We start from the raw sequence: 15,623 nt of genomic DNA, 5'->3' as shown, positions 1-15,623 counted from the left end.
AACGAGGCAGCATTGATAAGCGGAAACCTGCTATAATGACAGTGTTTTTAACTTTATTTAGAGGGTGAATACAATGAAGCGTATCACTATTTTGATAGCTGATGATGAAGCGGAGATTGCAGAGCTGATTGCGTTACATGTAAAAAAAGAGGGATACCATTGCATGAAAGTGTCTGATGGGCAAGAAGCAATTCATGCGGTTCAGAACCATTCTATTGATCTGGCGATTTTGGATATTATGATGCCAAAGCTGAATGGGTATGAAGTAACCAGACTTATTCGGGAACAGTATCCAATGCCGATTATTTTCTTAAGTGCAAAAAACTCCGACTTAGATAAAATCTCAGGATTAGTAATGGGTGCAGATGATTATATGACCAAACCATTTAACCCTATGGAACTGGTTGCTCGAATAAATGCTCAGCTCAGGCGCTCCATGCAGTTAAATCAACTAGCTGCGACGAACAGACCTGTTGTGGAGGCGGGGGGCTTAATCATTTATCCAGAGGAGCGAACCGTAAGCCTTTACGGCAAAACCATTGAGCTGACGCCAAAGGAATTTGATATTTTGTATTTGCTAGCTCGTCATCCCAAGAAGGTGTATAGTGCCGAAAACCTTTTTCAACAGGTATGGGGCGAGGCATACTTTGAGGGAGGGAATACCGTCATGGTCCATATTCGTACCTTACGGAAAAAACTTGGAGAAGATAAAAATCGAAACAAACTAATAAAAACCGTCTGGGGAGTAGGGTATTCGTTCAATGGATAAAATGATACGAAGCTTTCGTTCTAAAATGATTCTGTTATTGGGTCTTAGTATGCTCTTGTCTGGTACGATTACCTACATACTCTATAAAGCTCTTCAGCTTTATTATCGTTTTCAGGTCAAGTTCGAAAACCCACTAACTACGATTCGCTATTTCATCAGAGATATAGGGGATATCAATTTTTTTCTGCTTATTTTTATCCCTCTTGCTATTCTGTTTTTCTTTCTTTTGACCAAGCCTTATGCCACTTACTTTCAACAGATATCCAATGGCATTCATCATCTTGCCAATGGTAATTTCACAAATAGGGTTCATATTCCTTCGAATGATGAGTTTGGAGATATTGCAAAAGATATTAATTTGGCGAGTGAGAAGTTGCAAAAAGCGGTCGAAAGAGGAGATTTCGCAGAAAATAGCAAGGATCAGTTAGTATTGAATTTAGCCCATGATTTGCGCACTCCGCTGACTTCTGTTATAGGGTATTTAGATTTCATTCTACAAGACGATCATTTGACCCCAGAACAAGTCAGACATTATATGGCCGTTGCTTTTACCAAGTCTCAACGTTTAGAAAAGCTGATCGATGAATTATTTGAAATCGCGAGAATGAATTATGGAATGCTTCCCATTGAGAAGAAGCCAATCGATTTAAGTGAACTTCTCGTGCAATTAAAAGAAGAACTATACCCAGCCTTTGAGAAAAACCAGCTGGAAGCTAGACTGAACGTAACGCCGCAGCTAAATATTTGGGGAGATGGGGAACTGCTTGCGCGGGTGTTTGAAAATCTCTTGACCAATGCCATTCGTTATGGAAATGATGGTCAATTTGTAGATATTAGTTGTTATCTGGATGTCGAGGATGTGGTAGTAGAGATAGTCAATTATGGAAATTGCATTCCTTCAGAAGAGCTGCCGCACATCTTTGAAATGTTCTACACAGGTGACCAGGCACGAACCCATCAGGGAGGAAGCACAGGTCTGGGGTTATTCATTGCGAAGAATCTTGTAGAGCAGCATCATGGTGTTATTTCTGTGGAGAGTAATGTGATCCAAACATGTTTTAAAGTGCGTTTACCGCAGAAGTTTCATCAAAAGACCCAAGATTTTAAAGACTAGCCGAATAAATTAAGAATTATTTTAGATTTACCCTGCTTATTTTTTAAACAGTTGTCCCTATCCTATAGGATGAAAGGGGAAGCTGTGTATGAAAAAGTGGGGTTTTTTCGTTATTATCATCGTTTTGTTGCTAGGATATAAAACGATCTTTCAGGATACGGATTATACAAAAAGGATAGTATCAATTGTGAAAAATATGAGGTCGATTCATATCCTCTTGCCGAAACGGTAAAGGCAAAGAACCGTCCGATAGGGAGAATTCGAACGGTCGCTTTCCTAATAACGAAGTGTTACATGTCATAGCTGATAGCATCAGTTTTAACATTCTTGTCAGCTTTTCCCGCCTTGTTAGCAATCGCTTCAAAGGTAATGATTTTCGTTGTGTTGGTTGGATATGCCTGAAACTGATAATCAGCGGAAATGATAATCTGCTGAAATCCAATTTTTTCAAGAATCATTCTAAATTCCTCTACGCCGTACCAACGTAGGGGAAAACGTTCTAGCTCAGTTTCTACTAGAGTTCCATTACGCCACTTTTCATATCGGCCGTAAGAAATACTATATTGATTAATATAATCTACTTCAACCAAAGTATCTTGATATGTGATCACATCAGCGTTATCACATGTCCATGTTCTTGTTGAGATCGTTCCAAAGCTGAACTCTGTTTGTAAAAAAAGATCAATGATTAATTTTCCGCCGTTTTCCAGACTGTGATAAAAGTTTTGTAAGGCTTTAATGGATGCTTCTCTCTCATGAATCAATAAAAATGTTCCAGCGGGTATAATAATGGCCTGATACAGGGTAGGTGATGCATAAGTTTCCATCGTTGCTTCAAACAGGGTTGGAGATAGTCCCTTTTTTTGGCAGTTATTCTGACAGATTCGAAGCATTTCTGGGGAGCTATCATATCCTTCTACCTGTAAACCACTTTCCAAGAGTGGAATAAGTATCCGACCTGTACCTACAGCAGGTTCAAGGATTTTTCCTTTATGTAGGAGTAATCGTTGTTTATAAAATTCTACATCACCAAAGGAATGACCAATTGGTTTATCCAAATCATATACTTCTGAAGATAAACGGTTATAAAAGCCAAGCATACTAATACCTCCTTGTTTTATCAGAAAATTATAACATTATATGAACTAAATCAAAAGTCCGCCTGCAACATGGATTTTCATGTACAAACGGACTTTTGATTTTCAGAGGATAGCTAGTAATGAATACTTAGCTTTCTTTGGTAAACGTAAAATTACGCGCTATATATATAATCGGTGTAGAAGCAGCCGAAACTACGAATTTAATTAAATAGGTTGTGAGTAAAATGTCAAACCAAGTATCCATAGGTAATACTCCTAAAAAAGCAATGGTGCAGAAGAGTACGGTATCAACTAATTGGCTAATTAAAGTGCTTCCGTTATTTCGAATCCATAATTGATTTGGTTTCGGACATATCTTCTTTAAGAAAGTATAGATACGGACATCTAAAAACTGACTAATAAAATATGACGTTAAACTAGCAATTACCAGTCTAGGCATAATGCCAAAAATCATGGCCAAGGCATCCTGCTTCGCCAGCCCATCTGGATGAGGTACAAATCTAAGGGCCATCTGCATGATAATGGTTGTGGCAATAAGCGTGAAGAAGCCAAACCAGACAGCTTTTTTCGCTTGCTCTTGCCCATATTTTTCATTGAGCAGGTCACTGCATAGATAGATAGTTGCATACATCGTATTTCCAAGCGTCATGGCAAAACCAAACAGCTCAACGATTTTCACTACTTGAATGTTGGCCAGCACGGTAGCAAATCCAATCCAAGCATATAAGCCTACTTTGCCAAAAAAACGATAGCATAATAAGAATAAGACAAAATTGACTAGCACAAAGCCAATCCCAAACCATAAATTAAACATGTATCCTCCTAGTTTTGATAACGCGGGAGATCTCGAACCGCGAAGAGTGTATGAAGTTGTTACAAGGACTCATTGTAACAAGCTTCACCCAGTGGTTCAATGCTTTTTTCCACATCAGTAGTTATTCTTTGATGGAGGAGTATCATTTAACCAGCAATCAAAAAATTTTTTAGAAAAAACAAACCAAGTAAAAAGAATTCTCTTTCTCCCAATGCAAAGAAGAGCAGCAAATAGCTGCCCTATATGGAATATGTTTAAAGAATCAGATGTAAAATCTCATCGACCCACTCCAAATTCTCAGCTTGTAACCAGATGGAGGGCTGCATATCTTCCGCTCGATACCAAGATCAATGTCAGAGTACAGATCGGTATTTTGGTTGCCAATTGACCCTCTATAAAACACGGACAAAATATTCGAATCCTTCAACAAATCCTGTTCTATTCTGTTCATAATAGTTTGCCGGTGCATGGGAAGCAGTAAGTCTCTTTGTTTATGCTTTGTTTTTAATCCCGCACATCATAAAATCAGTCCTTTGTTTTTGTCCTTCTATTATCGTTCTGCTTACTTATATGGATATCTTTTTGTTTTTACCTATAAAATTTTCTTTTTGATAGATAAAGCTCATCAGGGACGCTTGCCGACAGGCTCTTTACAAAACAACCAATGTCGGCCCATAGCGTGTTCAAGCTGAATCTCGATCCCAAAGAAACGGGATAAAAGCTCTGGACCAAGCATGTCTTGTGTCTGACCAGAATCAAAAATGCTCCCATTCTTGAGTAAGAGCGTATGAGTAAAACAAGGCAAAATTTCTTCTATATGATGGGTGACGTAGATAATGGTAGGAGAATTAGGCTGTTTCGCTATTGTTTCAATGTACAGTAATAATTGTTCACGTGCTATAAAATCAAGACCCGTTGTAGGCTCATCTAAAATCAACAATCGTGGGGATGCCATTAGGGCACGGGCTAATAAAATACGCTGACGTTCGCCTTGTGACAAAACCTGATAGGGACGATGCTCTAAATGAGTACAACCAAATTGTTCTAATAGAGCTTTTGCCTGCTCTATCTCTTCTTGAAGCTTTGGCTCGTAAAGGCTTAAAGAAGCGTGTTTACCAGATAATACAATCTCTAGCGCGGTATCGCCACCTCGAAGCTGTTGTTGCAGAGAACTACTGACAAGGCCGATTTCTTTGCGTAACTGTCGCAAGTCATAGGTACCGAACTTTTTCCCAAGAACCTCAATTTCTCCAGAAGTAGGCCATATATAGCCGTTTAGAAGCTGGAGGATGGTTGATTTACCTGATCCATTTAGACCGAGTAGACACCAATGCTCTTGAGAATGAATGTTCCAGCTTATTTCTTTAAGAATAGGTGTATCACCGCGTTTCCAGCTTACCTTGTTTAAAGTAAGAATTGGTTCAGCATGCACGAGTAGGTTCTCTCCTTTTTCGTCTTTTTAATCATTGTACTAATTTTCTGTCTTATATATCAATCTAGAAATGAAAGGATTAAGAAGGAAATATCGTTTTATTGAACTTTTTCCCAAGAACAATTACAAATGAATAATACGAACAAAAAATAAATATATAATAAAAACGTTCGGATTGTTTCTTGATTATTTAAAAAGGAATGTTATAATCAATAAGGCTTGTAATTTCCTAACATTTTCAAGGGGGCAACATCTATGAATTATGATGTTATCATTGTCGGAGCTGGTCCAGCAGGAATTTTTACGGCATATGAATTGATCCATAAAAAACCTGATTTACAGATCCTGTTGATTGAAAAAGGACATAATATTTACTCGCGTCGCTGTCCCATCCTTGAGAAAAAAATTAGTAAATGTCCGCCTCCAGCAGGTCGAAAGGATTTTAGTGGTTGCTTGCCAGCCTGCTCAATTACCAACGGATTTGGTGGAGCAGGAGCTTATTCAGATGGAAAATTTAACATCACGACAGAATTCGGTGGCTGGATGACCGATTATTTAGCACCTTCTGAAGTGCTTGAGCTGATTAAATATGTTGATGATATTAATTTAAAACACGGAGCAACTCCCAATATAACCGATCCAACCACGGAGGCTGTCCGTGATATAGAACGTAAGGGGCAAGCAGTTGGACTGAAACTACTGCGTGCAAATGTCCGTCATTTAGGTACGGAACAAAACTTGGAGATTTTGAAGAGTATCTGCGAAGAGCTAGAATCAAAAATTACAATGCTTTTTAAGCAGGAAGTGGAAGATATCATTGTTGAGCAAACGGAAGGTGGTAAAGAAATTCGCGGAATTACCTGTAAAAAGGGTCAGGAGTACCGAGCGAACAAAATCGTTATTGCTCCTGGCCGAGACGGCTCGCAATGGTTCGGTGAGATTTTGAAAAAACAGGGCCTACGATTGAGTAACAATCAAGTAGATGTGGGGGTTCGTGTAGAAACGACCAATGTAGTCATGGAAGAAATCAATAAGCATCTATATGAAGGGAAGTTCTTGTTCAAATCTTCTACGGATCAAATTGTGCGAAGCTTTTGTTCCAATCCAAGCGGTCATGTTGTTGTAGAAAATCACAGCGGTGTAATGGCGGCTAACGGGCATGCATACAAGGATGAGAAGCTGGGGTCCCCTAACACGAACTTTGCTCTGCTTGTGTCTCATGTCTTTACAGAACCATTTGATAAGCCAAACGAATACGCGAAAGAGGTATCAAGACGAGCGAATGATCTTTCTAACGGCTCCGTGATTGTACAGCGCTTTGGCGATATAAAACGTGGGCGGCGTTCGACAGAAAAACGACTGAAAGAGGGATTTATTGAGCCAACGTTAAAAGAAGCCGTACCAGGTGATCTCGGCCTAGTATTACCATATAATACAATGAAAAGCTTAATTGAAATGGTAGAGGCACTCGATCATGTTACGCCGGGTATTGCAAGTGAACACACGCTGTTTTATGGAGTAGAAGCGAAATTCTATTCAGCACGTCCATATTTGAATCCGCACTTTGAAACAGAAATTAGTGGTTTATATGCAGGCGGCGATGGAGCAGGTTTAACGCGAGGACTTGCGCAAGCAGGAGCATGCGGCGTTCATATTGCTCGGGGAATTTTACGTCACCTGTCTTAAAATATGGAAGAATACAACTATATTTTGTCACAACAGCATGATTGTCAAGTCCATTTCTTGTGCTATAATATTTTCAAATGGGTCACATCTCATTCATGTAAATAATAATAGTTTTAGGTAATGGAAGTTTGGTGCAAATCCAACGCGGTCCCGCCACTGTGATAGACTGTTTTCCGGTCTTAAGTCAGGTCTTTTACCTAAAAACTACTGAAAGGCTAACCATTTCGAGGCGAAAGTGGTTAGTCCAAGTCTAGTGATGTTCCCGCCTCACTAGACTTTTTTTATGGAGAAAGGAGCGGAAATGGTAAGAAGAGTTTGTCAAATCGCCTTACTTATTGCACTTGCGCTGGTAAGTGTAGTGGGTTGTTCAAATAATGAAGTAGCGCAAAACACATCAGCAGAAGAAAAGGTTGAAAACAAGATCGTTGTGGAAGTTTCAAGCGATCAGGGCAAAACCAAAATTGCTGAAAAAACAATTCAATTCAAAGGGGATCAAACCTTGTATGAGTTGATGAAAACCAATTTTAAAGTGGAAGACGATAATGGATTTATCACGTCAATTGAGGATGTGAAGCAAAATCCAGCAGAGAAAAAGTATTGGTTATACGAAGTGAACGGAGCACCAGCGGTTACAGGAGCCAAGGATCTTAAAGTCAAAGATGGCGATGTCATTAAGTGGGATTTACATGCCTCCTAACCATCAAATACACAAAGCATCCCTATCCAGTGTAAGAGGCATAACGTTGCTAGCTATCTTAGCTGCCTTGTCTGTTGCTGGTCGGATTGCACTGTCGTCCATACCTAACGTACAGCCCGTGACAACATTTGTCATTCTTATGACAATTCTGATGGGACTTCGATATGGTTTGTTGCTTGCGATAATTGTGATGATTTTGTCAAATATGGTCCTAGGGATCGGGATTTGGATTATCCCGCAGATCATTGCATACTGTATAATTGTCGTGGTAACCGGTATATTTATACGTCCTGTGTTTCCAAAGCTTTCCTTGTTTGTGATGGCCATATACGCCGGATTTACAGGAATGCTTTACGGGTTTGTTAACTCTCTTTGTCAGGTACCGCTTTACGATTCAACTTATTTTCTTGCTTATTATCTAGCAGGAGTCCCCTATGATACGATGCATGCAATTGGGAATTTCGTTTTTTATTTCGTACTCACACCTCTTTTACTTCCATTGTTGTACAAATTGATAAATCAACATTTTGCTAAGTCTTGACAACTGAACAGGCACAATGCAGTGCTTGCCGAATCATATCAAACCTTTGATGCAAAAGGTTTTTATACACAAAGACGTGTATAGTGTTTTTAAAAATAACAATCAATACATAGTTGACTATATGGTAAATATAGTAGTACAGTATTGGTAGAAAACAGAATACAGGTTACACAAAGACGTGTTACTTATGTAGATAGCAAAGAGGCTTTTAAAGGGTATGCTCCCTTCTAAAAAGCCTCTTTTTTTATTCCAAATGGAGGTGTCAGCATGGATAAGGTTAGTTTTAAAACAGATATTTACATGGGACAAGGCGCACTACATCGCCTGCAGGATCTGAAAGAAAAACGCATTTTTATTGTCACAGACCCTTTTATGGTTCAATCGGGAATGATTCAGCATGTCATTGACCAGATTGACGCGAGTAATAAGCACTTGGTTTTTAGTGATATCGTTCCAGACCCGCCAATCGAGGTTGTTGTAAGTGGAATGAAAGCCCTCAGTGAGTTTGAAACGGATACGATTGTTGCACTAGGAGGAGGCTCAGCTATCGATGCAGCGAAAGCAATGAAATATTTTGCGAAACAAGTGTCGAATCAAAAAGACCTTCCTTTCATTGCCATTCCGACAACAAGTGGAACAGGATCAGAGGTAACCGCATTTTCTGTTATTAGTGATCAGCAAAAAAATATTAAGTACCCTCTAGTGTCGAATGATATGACGCCAGAAGAAGCTATTTTAGACCCAGAGCTAGTAAAAAGCGTCCCTGATTTTATTACAGCCGATACGGGAATGGATGTTTTGACGCATGCTATCGAGGCGTTTGTGTCTATAAAAGCAAATGATATTTCTGATGCTCTTGCGGAAAAGGCGATGAAGCTTGTCTTTGAATATTTAGTAAGAGCATACAAGGATGGTAATGATTTAGAGGCACGTGAAAAAATGCACAATGCTTCATGCCTTGCAGGAATGGCCTTTAATGTTACATCACTAGGCCTCAATCACGGAATTGCCCATGTAGCTGGAGCTAAGTTCCACATTCCTCATGGTCGCATGAATTCCTTACTGCTTCCACATGTCATCGAATTCAATGCGAATTGTGGAACAGGATATGGTCAGAGTGAAAATCAGGCGACCGCTAAGAGATACGTAGCTATTGCTAAAACCTTAGGTCTTCCAGCAAGCAATACGAGAAGTGGAGTGCGCAGCTTAATTAATGCAATCAAGCAATTGCAAAAACAATTGAAAATGCCAACGAATTTGCGGGATTGTGGCATAGAGTATAAGCAACTGGAAGAAATGAGAAATGCGATTGCAGAAGGCGCGCTTAAGGATGGATGTACAAAAACAAATCCACGTGTGCCAACGGAAGAAGATGTTATTGGAATTTTGAACAAAATGTTTCAGTAGCGAATATTTTGTCGAAATTAGTCTAATGAAGTATTGACATCGTTTACAAGTTCAAATATAGTGAAATTAACACAATGACGTGTTAAGAATTTCAGTTGAGAGCGAAGAGGCTCCTTAAAAATTGCCGAGTGTATTTTTTAAGGGGCCTTTATGTGTTTTTAATGTTTTTTCAAGCAGATGGGATGAGATTTATGAGCCAAAACAACGAGAAACAACGTGTCATTCAGGAGTATGTACCAGGTAAACAAGTCACACTAGCTCATATCATAGCTAATCCGAATGCAGATATTTATAAAAAGCTAGGATTAGGTAGCGATACGAAGGATGCAATTGGTATTTTGACCATTACCCCAAGTGAAGCTTCGATTATCGCTGCTGACATAGCAACAAAAGCTGCTGGAGTGCTAATCGGCTTTGTGGATCGTTTTAGTGGATCAGTGGTGATTACAGGTGATGTATCCTCTGTGGAATCCGCGCTAAATGAAGTGTTGCTTGGCTTACAGAATATTTTAGGATTTTCAGCTACGAAGATAACGAGAACGTAGTTATGAAAAAAATTATTCTAACCGGTAATACAGGATGTGGGAAGACCACTTTATGCCAGCGACTTCACGGACATGTGATCGCCTATAAGAAAACACAAGCCATAGAAACCTTCGATCAAGCCATTGACACACCTGGGGAATGTATAGAAAATAGAGGTTTATATAGAATGTTGCTTGTAACAAGTGTCGATGCGGATGTCATAGGCCTTGTGCAAGATTGCACAAATGAAGATTGTTATTTTCCACCTTCTTTTGGTTCTGTATTTGCAAAGCCAGTTATTGGTATCATTACAAAAGTAGACATTGCCAAAAATACGGAGGATGTGAAAAAAGCCCGAGAATATTTGCTAGCGGCTGGAGCTTCAACCATTTTTGAGATTTCTTCTACTGAAAACATTGGTTTAGAAGAGCTGCAAAGCTATTTAAGTGATGATGAATAAGTTTTGGGAAGTATTTATTTTGCTTAGACAATGAGGTGTGGTACCCATGAATGGAAAAATTGTAGTAGTCGATGATGAGCCTATTACAAGAATGGATATTCGTGAGATTTTAAAAGAAGCGAACTACAATGTGGTAGGGGAAGCTTCAGACGGTTTTGAAGCCATTGAGTTATGTAAAAAGCATTTGCCTGATCTAGTGATTATGGACATTCAGATGCCTATCCTAGATGGATTAAAAGCGGGAAAAAGAATCCTTTCAGAGCAATTAGCTGGTGGCGTCGTTTTGCTGACAGCCTTTAGTGATAAAGAAAGTATCGAAAAGGCTTCCAGTATTGGTGCTTTGGGTTATCTAGTAAAACCACTTGATGAAAAGTCTTTCATTCCGATGGTGGAAGTAACCATCGCCAAGGGAAAAGAATTTCGCAAGCTAGAAAAAAACTATACAAAAGTCTCTCAAAAGCTAGAAGAACGAATTGCAATTGAGAAGGCAAAAGGTATTTTGATGAAAGAAAATGGTTTTTCTGAAGAAGAAGCATATCAGACGATTCGTAAATTGAGTATGGATAAACGATGTCCTATGATTGAAATCGCTACCACAATCGTGATTTCCTATGATTAAAGAGACAATTACACAATTGTGTAAAAAACATACTCATTTATCTGATGCTGAAATTCAGAAAATCATTGAAGTAGCTCATTCAAACGAATTATTTGATTTGCAGGAGGGAAGGGACCTTTTTATCGATGTCCTTTCAAAAGTGACGAACGAAGCGATTGTTGTCTACCACCAAACTCATGGGATTGCACAATCTCTCTATCAATGTCCAGTGGTTGGCGAGGTTGCTTTAAGAGAGAACGAGCCTGGTGTACTCCGGACGCTAGAGACTGGGGTTATGTCAGTGGGTCTTGTTGCAAAAACCCAAGAGAATCAATTGGTTCGACAGACGGTATATCCCATTCATTTAGATGGAAAAGTCATCGCTGTGCTTATCTATGAAAAAGATGTAAGCGAAGACGTCAATGCGAACTTTAAAGTAACGAAAAATGATTCCCAGTACGAAGATATAGCATCTACCGTAACAGCTATGATCCGGTTTAATGAATCCGTTATCAATCAGCTAGATGACGCTATTTTAATCTTTGATAAAGATGGTTTTTTAAAACTCAAGAATAGCAAAGCGGATAGACAATATAAAAATCTGGGGTATTTAGAAGATATACAGGGTTTACATTACGATAATCTCTCGCTAGATCAAACCTTGTTTGTCGAGGTAATGAGAGAATTTGATGAAACCCAACTGACTCAATTCCAGAAAGATGTACATGTTGCTAAGTATTTCTTTCAGGTAAAAAGATTGTTGATTGATGAGCGTGATTTACGTTTAGTCGTTATTTTGCATGACGTAACGGAAATTAAAGATAAGGAAGCTGAAATTATCTCAAAATCCGTGGCTATTCGTGAGATTCACCATCGTGTTAAAAATAATTTGCAAACCGTAGCTTCCTTACTGCGTATTCAATCTAGACAATGTGAGAGTGAAGAAGCAAAGAAATGTCTGAATGAGAGCGTTAGCAGAGTATTAGCTATCGCTGCCACGCATGAACTGCTCTCTACACAAATAGAAGCTAACGTAGATTTGCTTGAGGTTATTGAGCTAATCGCAGCTAATATTCAACGTTGCTTTGTTAATTGTAAGAAGATTGATATACGTATTGAAGCCAATCAAAAAATTTGTATAGATAGTAATCGCACAGTTGCTATAGCTCTTATAATCAATGAGTTGCTACAGAATTGCTACGAGCATGCTTTCTCCGATTGTGAGGAGGGAATTGTAAGGGTTTCCCTTTGTGTCGAAGGGAAGTATGCTACCCTTGAAGTGGTTGATAATGGAAAAGGTTTCAGGGTTGATAAATGTTCACAAGAAAGCCTAGGTTTATCTATTGTAACAAGCTATGTTAAGGATAAACTAAAAGGGAGCATGAAAATTGCTTCTAGCGAAAATGGAACATCTGTTACTTTTTCTTTCAAAATTTAATAATGATACTACAAAGACGTAGTATGAAATAAGCAAAGAGGCTTAAGGTTATATATTCCTGGTAGATGGGGATGTATGTAACTTTAAGCCTCTTTTCTTTTTTCTACTAGCTATAGGGGGTGACAAAATGAAAGAGGAATTGCTAAGCGTAGGTATCGATATGGGAACATCAACAACCCAAATAGTGTTTTCAAAGCTATATATTCAAAACTTGGCCTCAACGTTTTCTGTTCCACGTATCGTCATCACCGATAAAGAAGTGGTATACCGAAGTGATATTTGCTTCACACCATTGCTTTCTGCAAACAGAATTGATGTTCAACAAATTAAGCTGTTTGTACAGGAGCAGTATGAAAAAGCTGGCATTAAAAAAGAAGAGATTCAAACTGGCGCCGTGATTATAACCGGTGAGACGGCACGAAAAGAGAATGCAAACGAGGTATTACTTACCTTAAGCGGCTTTGCTGGTGATTTCGTAGTTGCAACAGCTGGTCCTGATCTTGAAAGCCTAATTGCTGCTAAAGGAGCAGGGGCACATACGTATTCGAAGGAGCATTCTACTTCAATTGTTAACATTGACATTGGTGGCGGTACTAGTAATTTAGCGGTATTTGCCCACGGAGAATCACAGGATACGGGTTGTTTAGATATTGGTGGACGATTGATCAAGGTAAATCCCGTGACTCATGAAATCATTTATATCGCACCTAAAATCAACATGTTGATTCAAAAAAGAGGATACGACATACAGCTAGGACAAACCGCTACACCAGAGAAGTTGCAACCAATCATCCAAGAAATGGTTTGGCTACTAGAAGAAAGTGTGGGTCTAAAAGAAAAAAGTGATTTCTATGAAACGATTCTCACTCATAGAGGTTTAAAACTAGACAAACCGATTTCATGCATTTCCTTTTCAGGTGGCGTAGCCGATTATATCTATCAGCATGAAGAGAAGGATGTGTTCCATTACGGAGATATCGGCATTTTGCTAGGAAGAGCGATTGCTGCTTCTCCACTGATGACACAAATGAAAGTCTTTCATTCTGTAGAGACAATTCGCGCAACAGTTGTTGGTGCTGGTTCTCATACTACTGAAATAAGTGGTAGTACGATCACTTATACAGATGAATCGTTTCCGATTAAAAACGTACCGATTCTAAAAGTTTCGAACGCGGACGAATCGGGAGACGAAGAGAAGCTAGCACAGGCCATTCGTGAAAAATTAGAGTGGTTCAAAGTAGATAATGATCTACAAAAAGTAGCGATTGCCATTGAAGGGAAAAAGAATCCTAGCTTCCCCGAAATTCAGATATACGCTAAAGGAATACAAAAGGGGATGGCTGAGCTACTTGAAAGAGAGTATCCATTCATAGTGATTGTTCACCATGACATGGCGAAGGTACTAGGACAAACCCTGTATGCACTACTCGACTACAAAAAAGATGTTGTGTGCATCGATAGTATTCAGGTAGACAATGGCGATTACATTGACATTGGGAAACCAATTGCCGATGGAAAAGTATTACCTGTAGTGATCAAAACACTCGTATTCAACTAAGAGATGTACAAATGAGAGGAGGAGCTTTTGTGATCTTAAAGACGAAATTATTTGGTCGGATGTATCAATTTTCATCCATCATCGAAGTTCTAGCAAAAGCGAATGAAGTAAAATCTGGGGATACATTAGCCGGTGTTGCTGCTACTTCTGCTGAAGAACGCGTTGCTGCTAAGGTTGTTCTAGCCCAACTAACATTAGCAGATTTGCGTAACAATCCAGTTGTTCCTTATGAAAAGGATGAAGTAACACGTATCATTCAGGATCAAGTGAACGAAAAAATTTACGCTGAAATTAAAAACTGGACAGTTGAAGAATTGCGCGAGTGGATTCTAAATGAGAACACAAAAGAATCTGACATCAAACGCATTTCCAGAGGTTTGACTTCTGAGATGATCGCAGCAGTAGCAAAAATCATGTCCAACCTTGACTTGATTTACGGAGCAAAAAAGATCCGCATTACTGCTCATGCGAATACAACAATTGGTCGCGCAGGAACGCTATCTGCTCGTCTACAGCCTAACCATCCAACTGATGATCCAGACGGTATTACAGCATCCTTGATGGAAGGCTTAACCTACGGTATTGGTGATGCGGTACTTGGTTTGAACCCGGTAGATGACTCCACTGAAAGCGTTGCTCGTGTCTTAAAAAGATTTGAAGAGTTCAAGCAAAAATGGGAAATTCCTACCCAAACTTGCGTATTAGCTCACGTAACGACACAAATGGATGCTATTCGTCAGGGTGCTCCTACAGATTTGATTTTCCAATCAATCGCTGGTTCTGAAAAAGGAAACGAAGCATTTGGTTTTAATGCGGCAACAATTGCAGAAGCACAACACCTAGCTTTGCATGAAGGTACAGCTACTGGTCCAAACGTAATGTATTTTGAAACTGGACAAGGTTCCGAATTGTCTTCTGAAGCTCATCATGGAGTGGACCAAGTAACAATGGAAGCACGTTGCTATGGTTTTGCTAAGAAGTTTAGTCCATTCCTTGTAAATACAGTTGTTGGCTTCATCGGACCTGAATATCTCTACAACTCAAAACAGGTTATTCGCGCAGGTCTTGAGGATCACTTCATGGGTAAATTAACAGGTATTCCAATGGGATGCGATGCTTGTTACACCAACCATATGAAAGCGGACCAAAATGATATTGAAAACTTAGCAGTATTATTGTCGGCTGCTGGATGTAACTTCTTCATGGGTATCCCGCATGGTGACGACGTAATGTTGAACTATCAAACGACTGGATACCATGATACAGCAACATTGCGTGAGCTGTTAGGCTTAACTCCAATTAAAGAATTCGAACAATGGATGGAAAAAATGGGCTTCATTGAAAATGGAAAACTTACGAAAAAAGCCGGAGACGCTTCTGTGTTCTTAAAGTAGAGAAAGGAGGAAACAACAGTGAACGAAAAAGAACTAAAATCCATGATTGAAAGCATTCTATCTCAAATGATGGACAGCCCAAAAGAGGCA

Annotated in this window: 15 protein-coding genes and 1 riboswitch; of the genes, 12 read left to right on the top strand and 3 right to left on the bottom strand. The window is 39.2% G+C overall.

The features are described from left to right. Positions 1 to 73: 73 nt before the first annotated feature. Complete coding sequence (locus tag O0550_RS05540; RefSeq protein WP_258425781.1) at positions 74 to 769, top strand: response regulator transcription factor; 696 nt, start codon at positions 74 to 76, stop codon at positions 767 to 769. Further along, positions 762 to 1,883: a sensor histidine kinase gene (locus O0550_RS05535; protein WP_258425780.1), complete on the top strand. Its 1,122-nt coding sequence runs from the start codon at positions 762 to 764 to the stop codon at positions 1,881 to 1,883. The genes O0550_RS05540 and O0550_RS05535 overlap by 8 nt, the downstream gene beginning before the upstream one ends. Positions 1,884 to 2,173: 290 nt before the next feature. On the opposite strand, the gene O0550_RS05530 is transcribed toward O0550_RS05535, so the two are convergent. The 3 genes from O0550_RS05530 to O0550_RS05520 all read right to left on the bottom strand — a co-directional run bounded on the left by O0550_RS05530 (position 2,174) and on the right by O0550_RS05520 (position 5,229). Continuing rightward, on the bottom strand, positions 2,174 to 2,983 hold the full coding sequence (locus O0550_RS05530; protein WP_003340306.1) for a class I SAM-dependent methyltransferase: 810 nt from the start codon (positions 2,981 to 2,983) through the stop codon (positions 2,174 to 2,176). 127 nt (positions 2,984 to 3,110) lie between these two features. Next, positions 3,111 to 3,797, bottom strand: coding sequence for a queuosine precursor transporter (locus O0550_RS05525; RefSeq protein ID WP_258425779.1), 687 nt, complete (start codon positions 3,795 to 3,797; stop codon positions 3,111 to 3,113). A 625-nt stretch (positions 3,798 to 4,422) separates the two neighbouring features. Further along, on the bottom strand, positions 4,423 to 5,229 hold the full coding sequence (locus O0550_RS05520) for an ABC transporter ATP-binding protein (protein WP_258425778.1): 807 nt from the start codon (positions 5,227 to 5,229) through the stop codon (positions 4,423 to 4,425). Between the two features lie 255 nt (positions 5,230 to 5,484). Here O0550_RS05520 and O0550_RS05515 point away from each other — a divergent pair, with 255 nt between their 5' ends. The 10 genes from O0550_RS05515 (at position 5,485) to O0550_RS05470 (ending at position 15,533) form a co-directional block, all read left to right on the top strand. After that, entirely contained in the window at positions 5,485 to 6,915 is a 1,431-nt protein-coding gene (locus O0550_RS05515; RefSeq protein WP_003340300.1) for an NAD(P)/FAD-dependent oxidoreductase, read from the top strand. Positions 6,916 to 7,011: 96 nt separating this feature from the next. After that, a riboswitch (adenosylcobalamin (AdoCbl) riboswitch) is annotated at positions 7,012 to 7,164 on the top strand. Between the two features lie 52 nt (positions 7,165 to 7,216). Further along, positions 7,217 to 7,612: a DUF4430 domain-containing protein gene (locus tag O0550_RS05510; protein ID WP_163244966.1), complete on the top strand. Its 396-nt coding sequence runs from the start codon at positions 7,217 to 7,219 to the stop codon at positions 7,610 to 7,612. 46 nt (positions 7,613 to 7,658) lie between these two features. After that, positions 7,659 to 8,153, top strand: a complete 495-nt coding sequence (locus O0550_RS05505; RefSeq protein WP_396125702.1) for an ECF transporter S component — start codon at positions 7,659 to 7,661, stop codon at positions 8,151 to 8,153. 267 nt (positions 8,154 to 8,420) lie between these two features. Then, complete coding sequence (locus tag O0550_RS05500; protein ID WP_258425776.1) at positions 8,421 to 9,560, top strand: 1-propanol dehydrogenase PduQ; 1,140 nt, start codon at positions 8,421 to 8,423, stop codon at positions 9,558 to 9,560. 191 nt (positions 9,561 to 9,751) lie between these two features. Then, positions 9,752 to 10,105, top strand: coding sequence for a BMC domain-containing protein (locus O0550_RS05495; protein ID WP_003336168.1), 354 nt, complete (start codon positions 9,752 to 9,754; stop codon positions 10,103 to 10,105). Between the two features lie 2 nt (positions 10,106 to 10,107). Then, positions 10,108 to 10,545, top strand: a complete 438-nt coding sequence (locus O0550_RS05490; protein ID WP_003336169.1) for a EutP/PduV family microcompartment system protein — start codon at positions 10,108 to 10,110, stop codon at positions 10,543 to 10,545. Between the two features lie 46 nt (positions 10,546 to 10,591). Continuing rightward, complete coding sequence (locus O0550_RS05485; protein ID WP_003336170.1) at positions 10,592 to 11,164, top strand: ANTAR domain-containing response regulator; 573 nt, start codon at positions 10,592 to 10,594, stop codon at positions 11,162 to 11,164. Beyond that, positions 11,160 to 12,581 (top strand): sensor histidine kinase, encoded by a 1,422-nt coding sequence (locus tag O0550_RS05480; protein ID WP_031309892.1) that lies wholly within the window; start codon positions 11,160 to 11,162, stop codon positions 12,579 to 12,581. The genes O0550_RS05485 and O0550_RS05480 overlap by 5 nt, the downstream gene beginning before the upstream one ends. Positions 12,582 to 12,708: 127 nt before the next feature. Beyond that, on the top strand, positions 12,709 to 14,139 hold the full coding sequence (gene eutA, locus O0550_RS05475) for an ethanolamine ammonia-lyase reactivating factor EutA (RefSeq protein WP_003336172.1): 1,431 nt from the start codon (positions 12,709 to 12,711) through the stop codon (positions 14,137 to 14,139). Positions 14,140 to 14,168: 29 nt separating this feature from the next. Next, positions 14,169 to 15,533 carry an ethanolamine ammonia-lyase subunit EutB gene (locus tag O0550_RS05470; protein WP_003336173.1) on the top strand — a complete coding sequence of 455 codons (1,365 nt, stop codon included), beginning with the start codon at positions 14,169 to 14,171 and terminating at the stop codon, positions 15,531 to 15,533. Positions 15,534 to 15,623 lie beyond the last annotated feature (90 nt).

Origin of the sequence: Brevibacillus halotolerans, from assembly GCF_026891775.1 — a bacterium.
Taxonomy (GTDB): domain Bacteria; phylum Bacillota; class Bacilli; order Brevibacillales; family Brevibacillaceae; genus Brevibacillus_B; species Brevibacillus_B halotolerans.
This window is presented reverse-complemented; position numbering and strand designations above follow the sequence as displayed.

Excerpts from the sequence above, each read along its gene's own strand:
- O0550_RS05540 (WP_258425781.1), top strand. The coding sequence starts at position 74 with ATGAAGCGTATCACTATTTTGATAGCTGATGATGAAGCGGAGATTGCA.
- O0550_RS05535 (WP_258425780.1), top strand. The coding sequence starts at position 762 with ATGGATAAAATGATACGAAGCTTTCGTTCTAAAATGATTCTGTTATTG.
- O0550_RS05530 (WP_003340306.1), bottom strand. The coding sequence starts at position 2,983 with ATGCTTGGCTTTTATAACCGTTTATCTTCAGAAGTATATGATTTGGAT.
- O0550_RS05525 (WP_258425779.1), bottom strand. The coding sequence starts at position 3,797 with ATGTTTAATTTATGGTTTGGGATTGGCTTTGTGCTAGTCAATTTTGTC.
- O0550_RS05515 (WP_003340300.1), top strand. The coding sequence starts at position 5,485 with ATGAATTATGATGTTATCATTGTCGGAGCTGGTCCAGCAGGAATTTTT.
- O0550_RS05510 (WP_163244966.1), top strand. The coding sequence starts at position 7,217 with ATGGTAAGAAGAGTTTGTCAAATCGCCTTACTTATTGCACTTGCGCTG.
- O0550_RS05500 (WP_258425776.1), top strand. The coding sequence starts at position 8,421 with ATGGATAAGGTTAGTTTTAAAACAGATATTTACATGGGACAAGGCGCA.
- O0550_RS05495 (WP_003336168.1), top strand. The coding sequence starts at position 9,752 with ATGAGCCAAAACAACGAGAAACAACGTGTCATTCAGGAGTATGTACCA.
- O0550_RS05490 (WP_003336169.1), top strand. The coding sequence starts at position 10,108 with ATGAAAAAAATTATTCTAACCGGTAATACAGGATGTGGGAAGACCACT.
- O0550_RS05485 (WP_003336170.1), top strand. The coding sequence starts at position 10,592 with ATGAATGGAAAAATTGTAGTAGTCGATGATGAGCCTATTACAAGAATG.
- eutA (WP_003336172.1), top strand. The coding sequence starts at position 12,709 with ATGAAAGAGGAATTGCTAAGCGTAGGTATCGATATGGGAACATCAACA.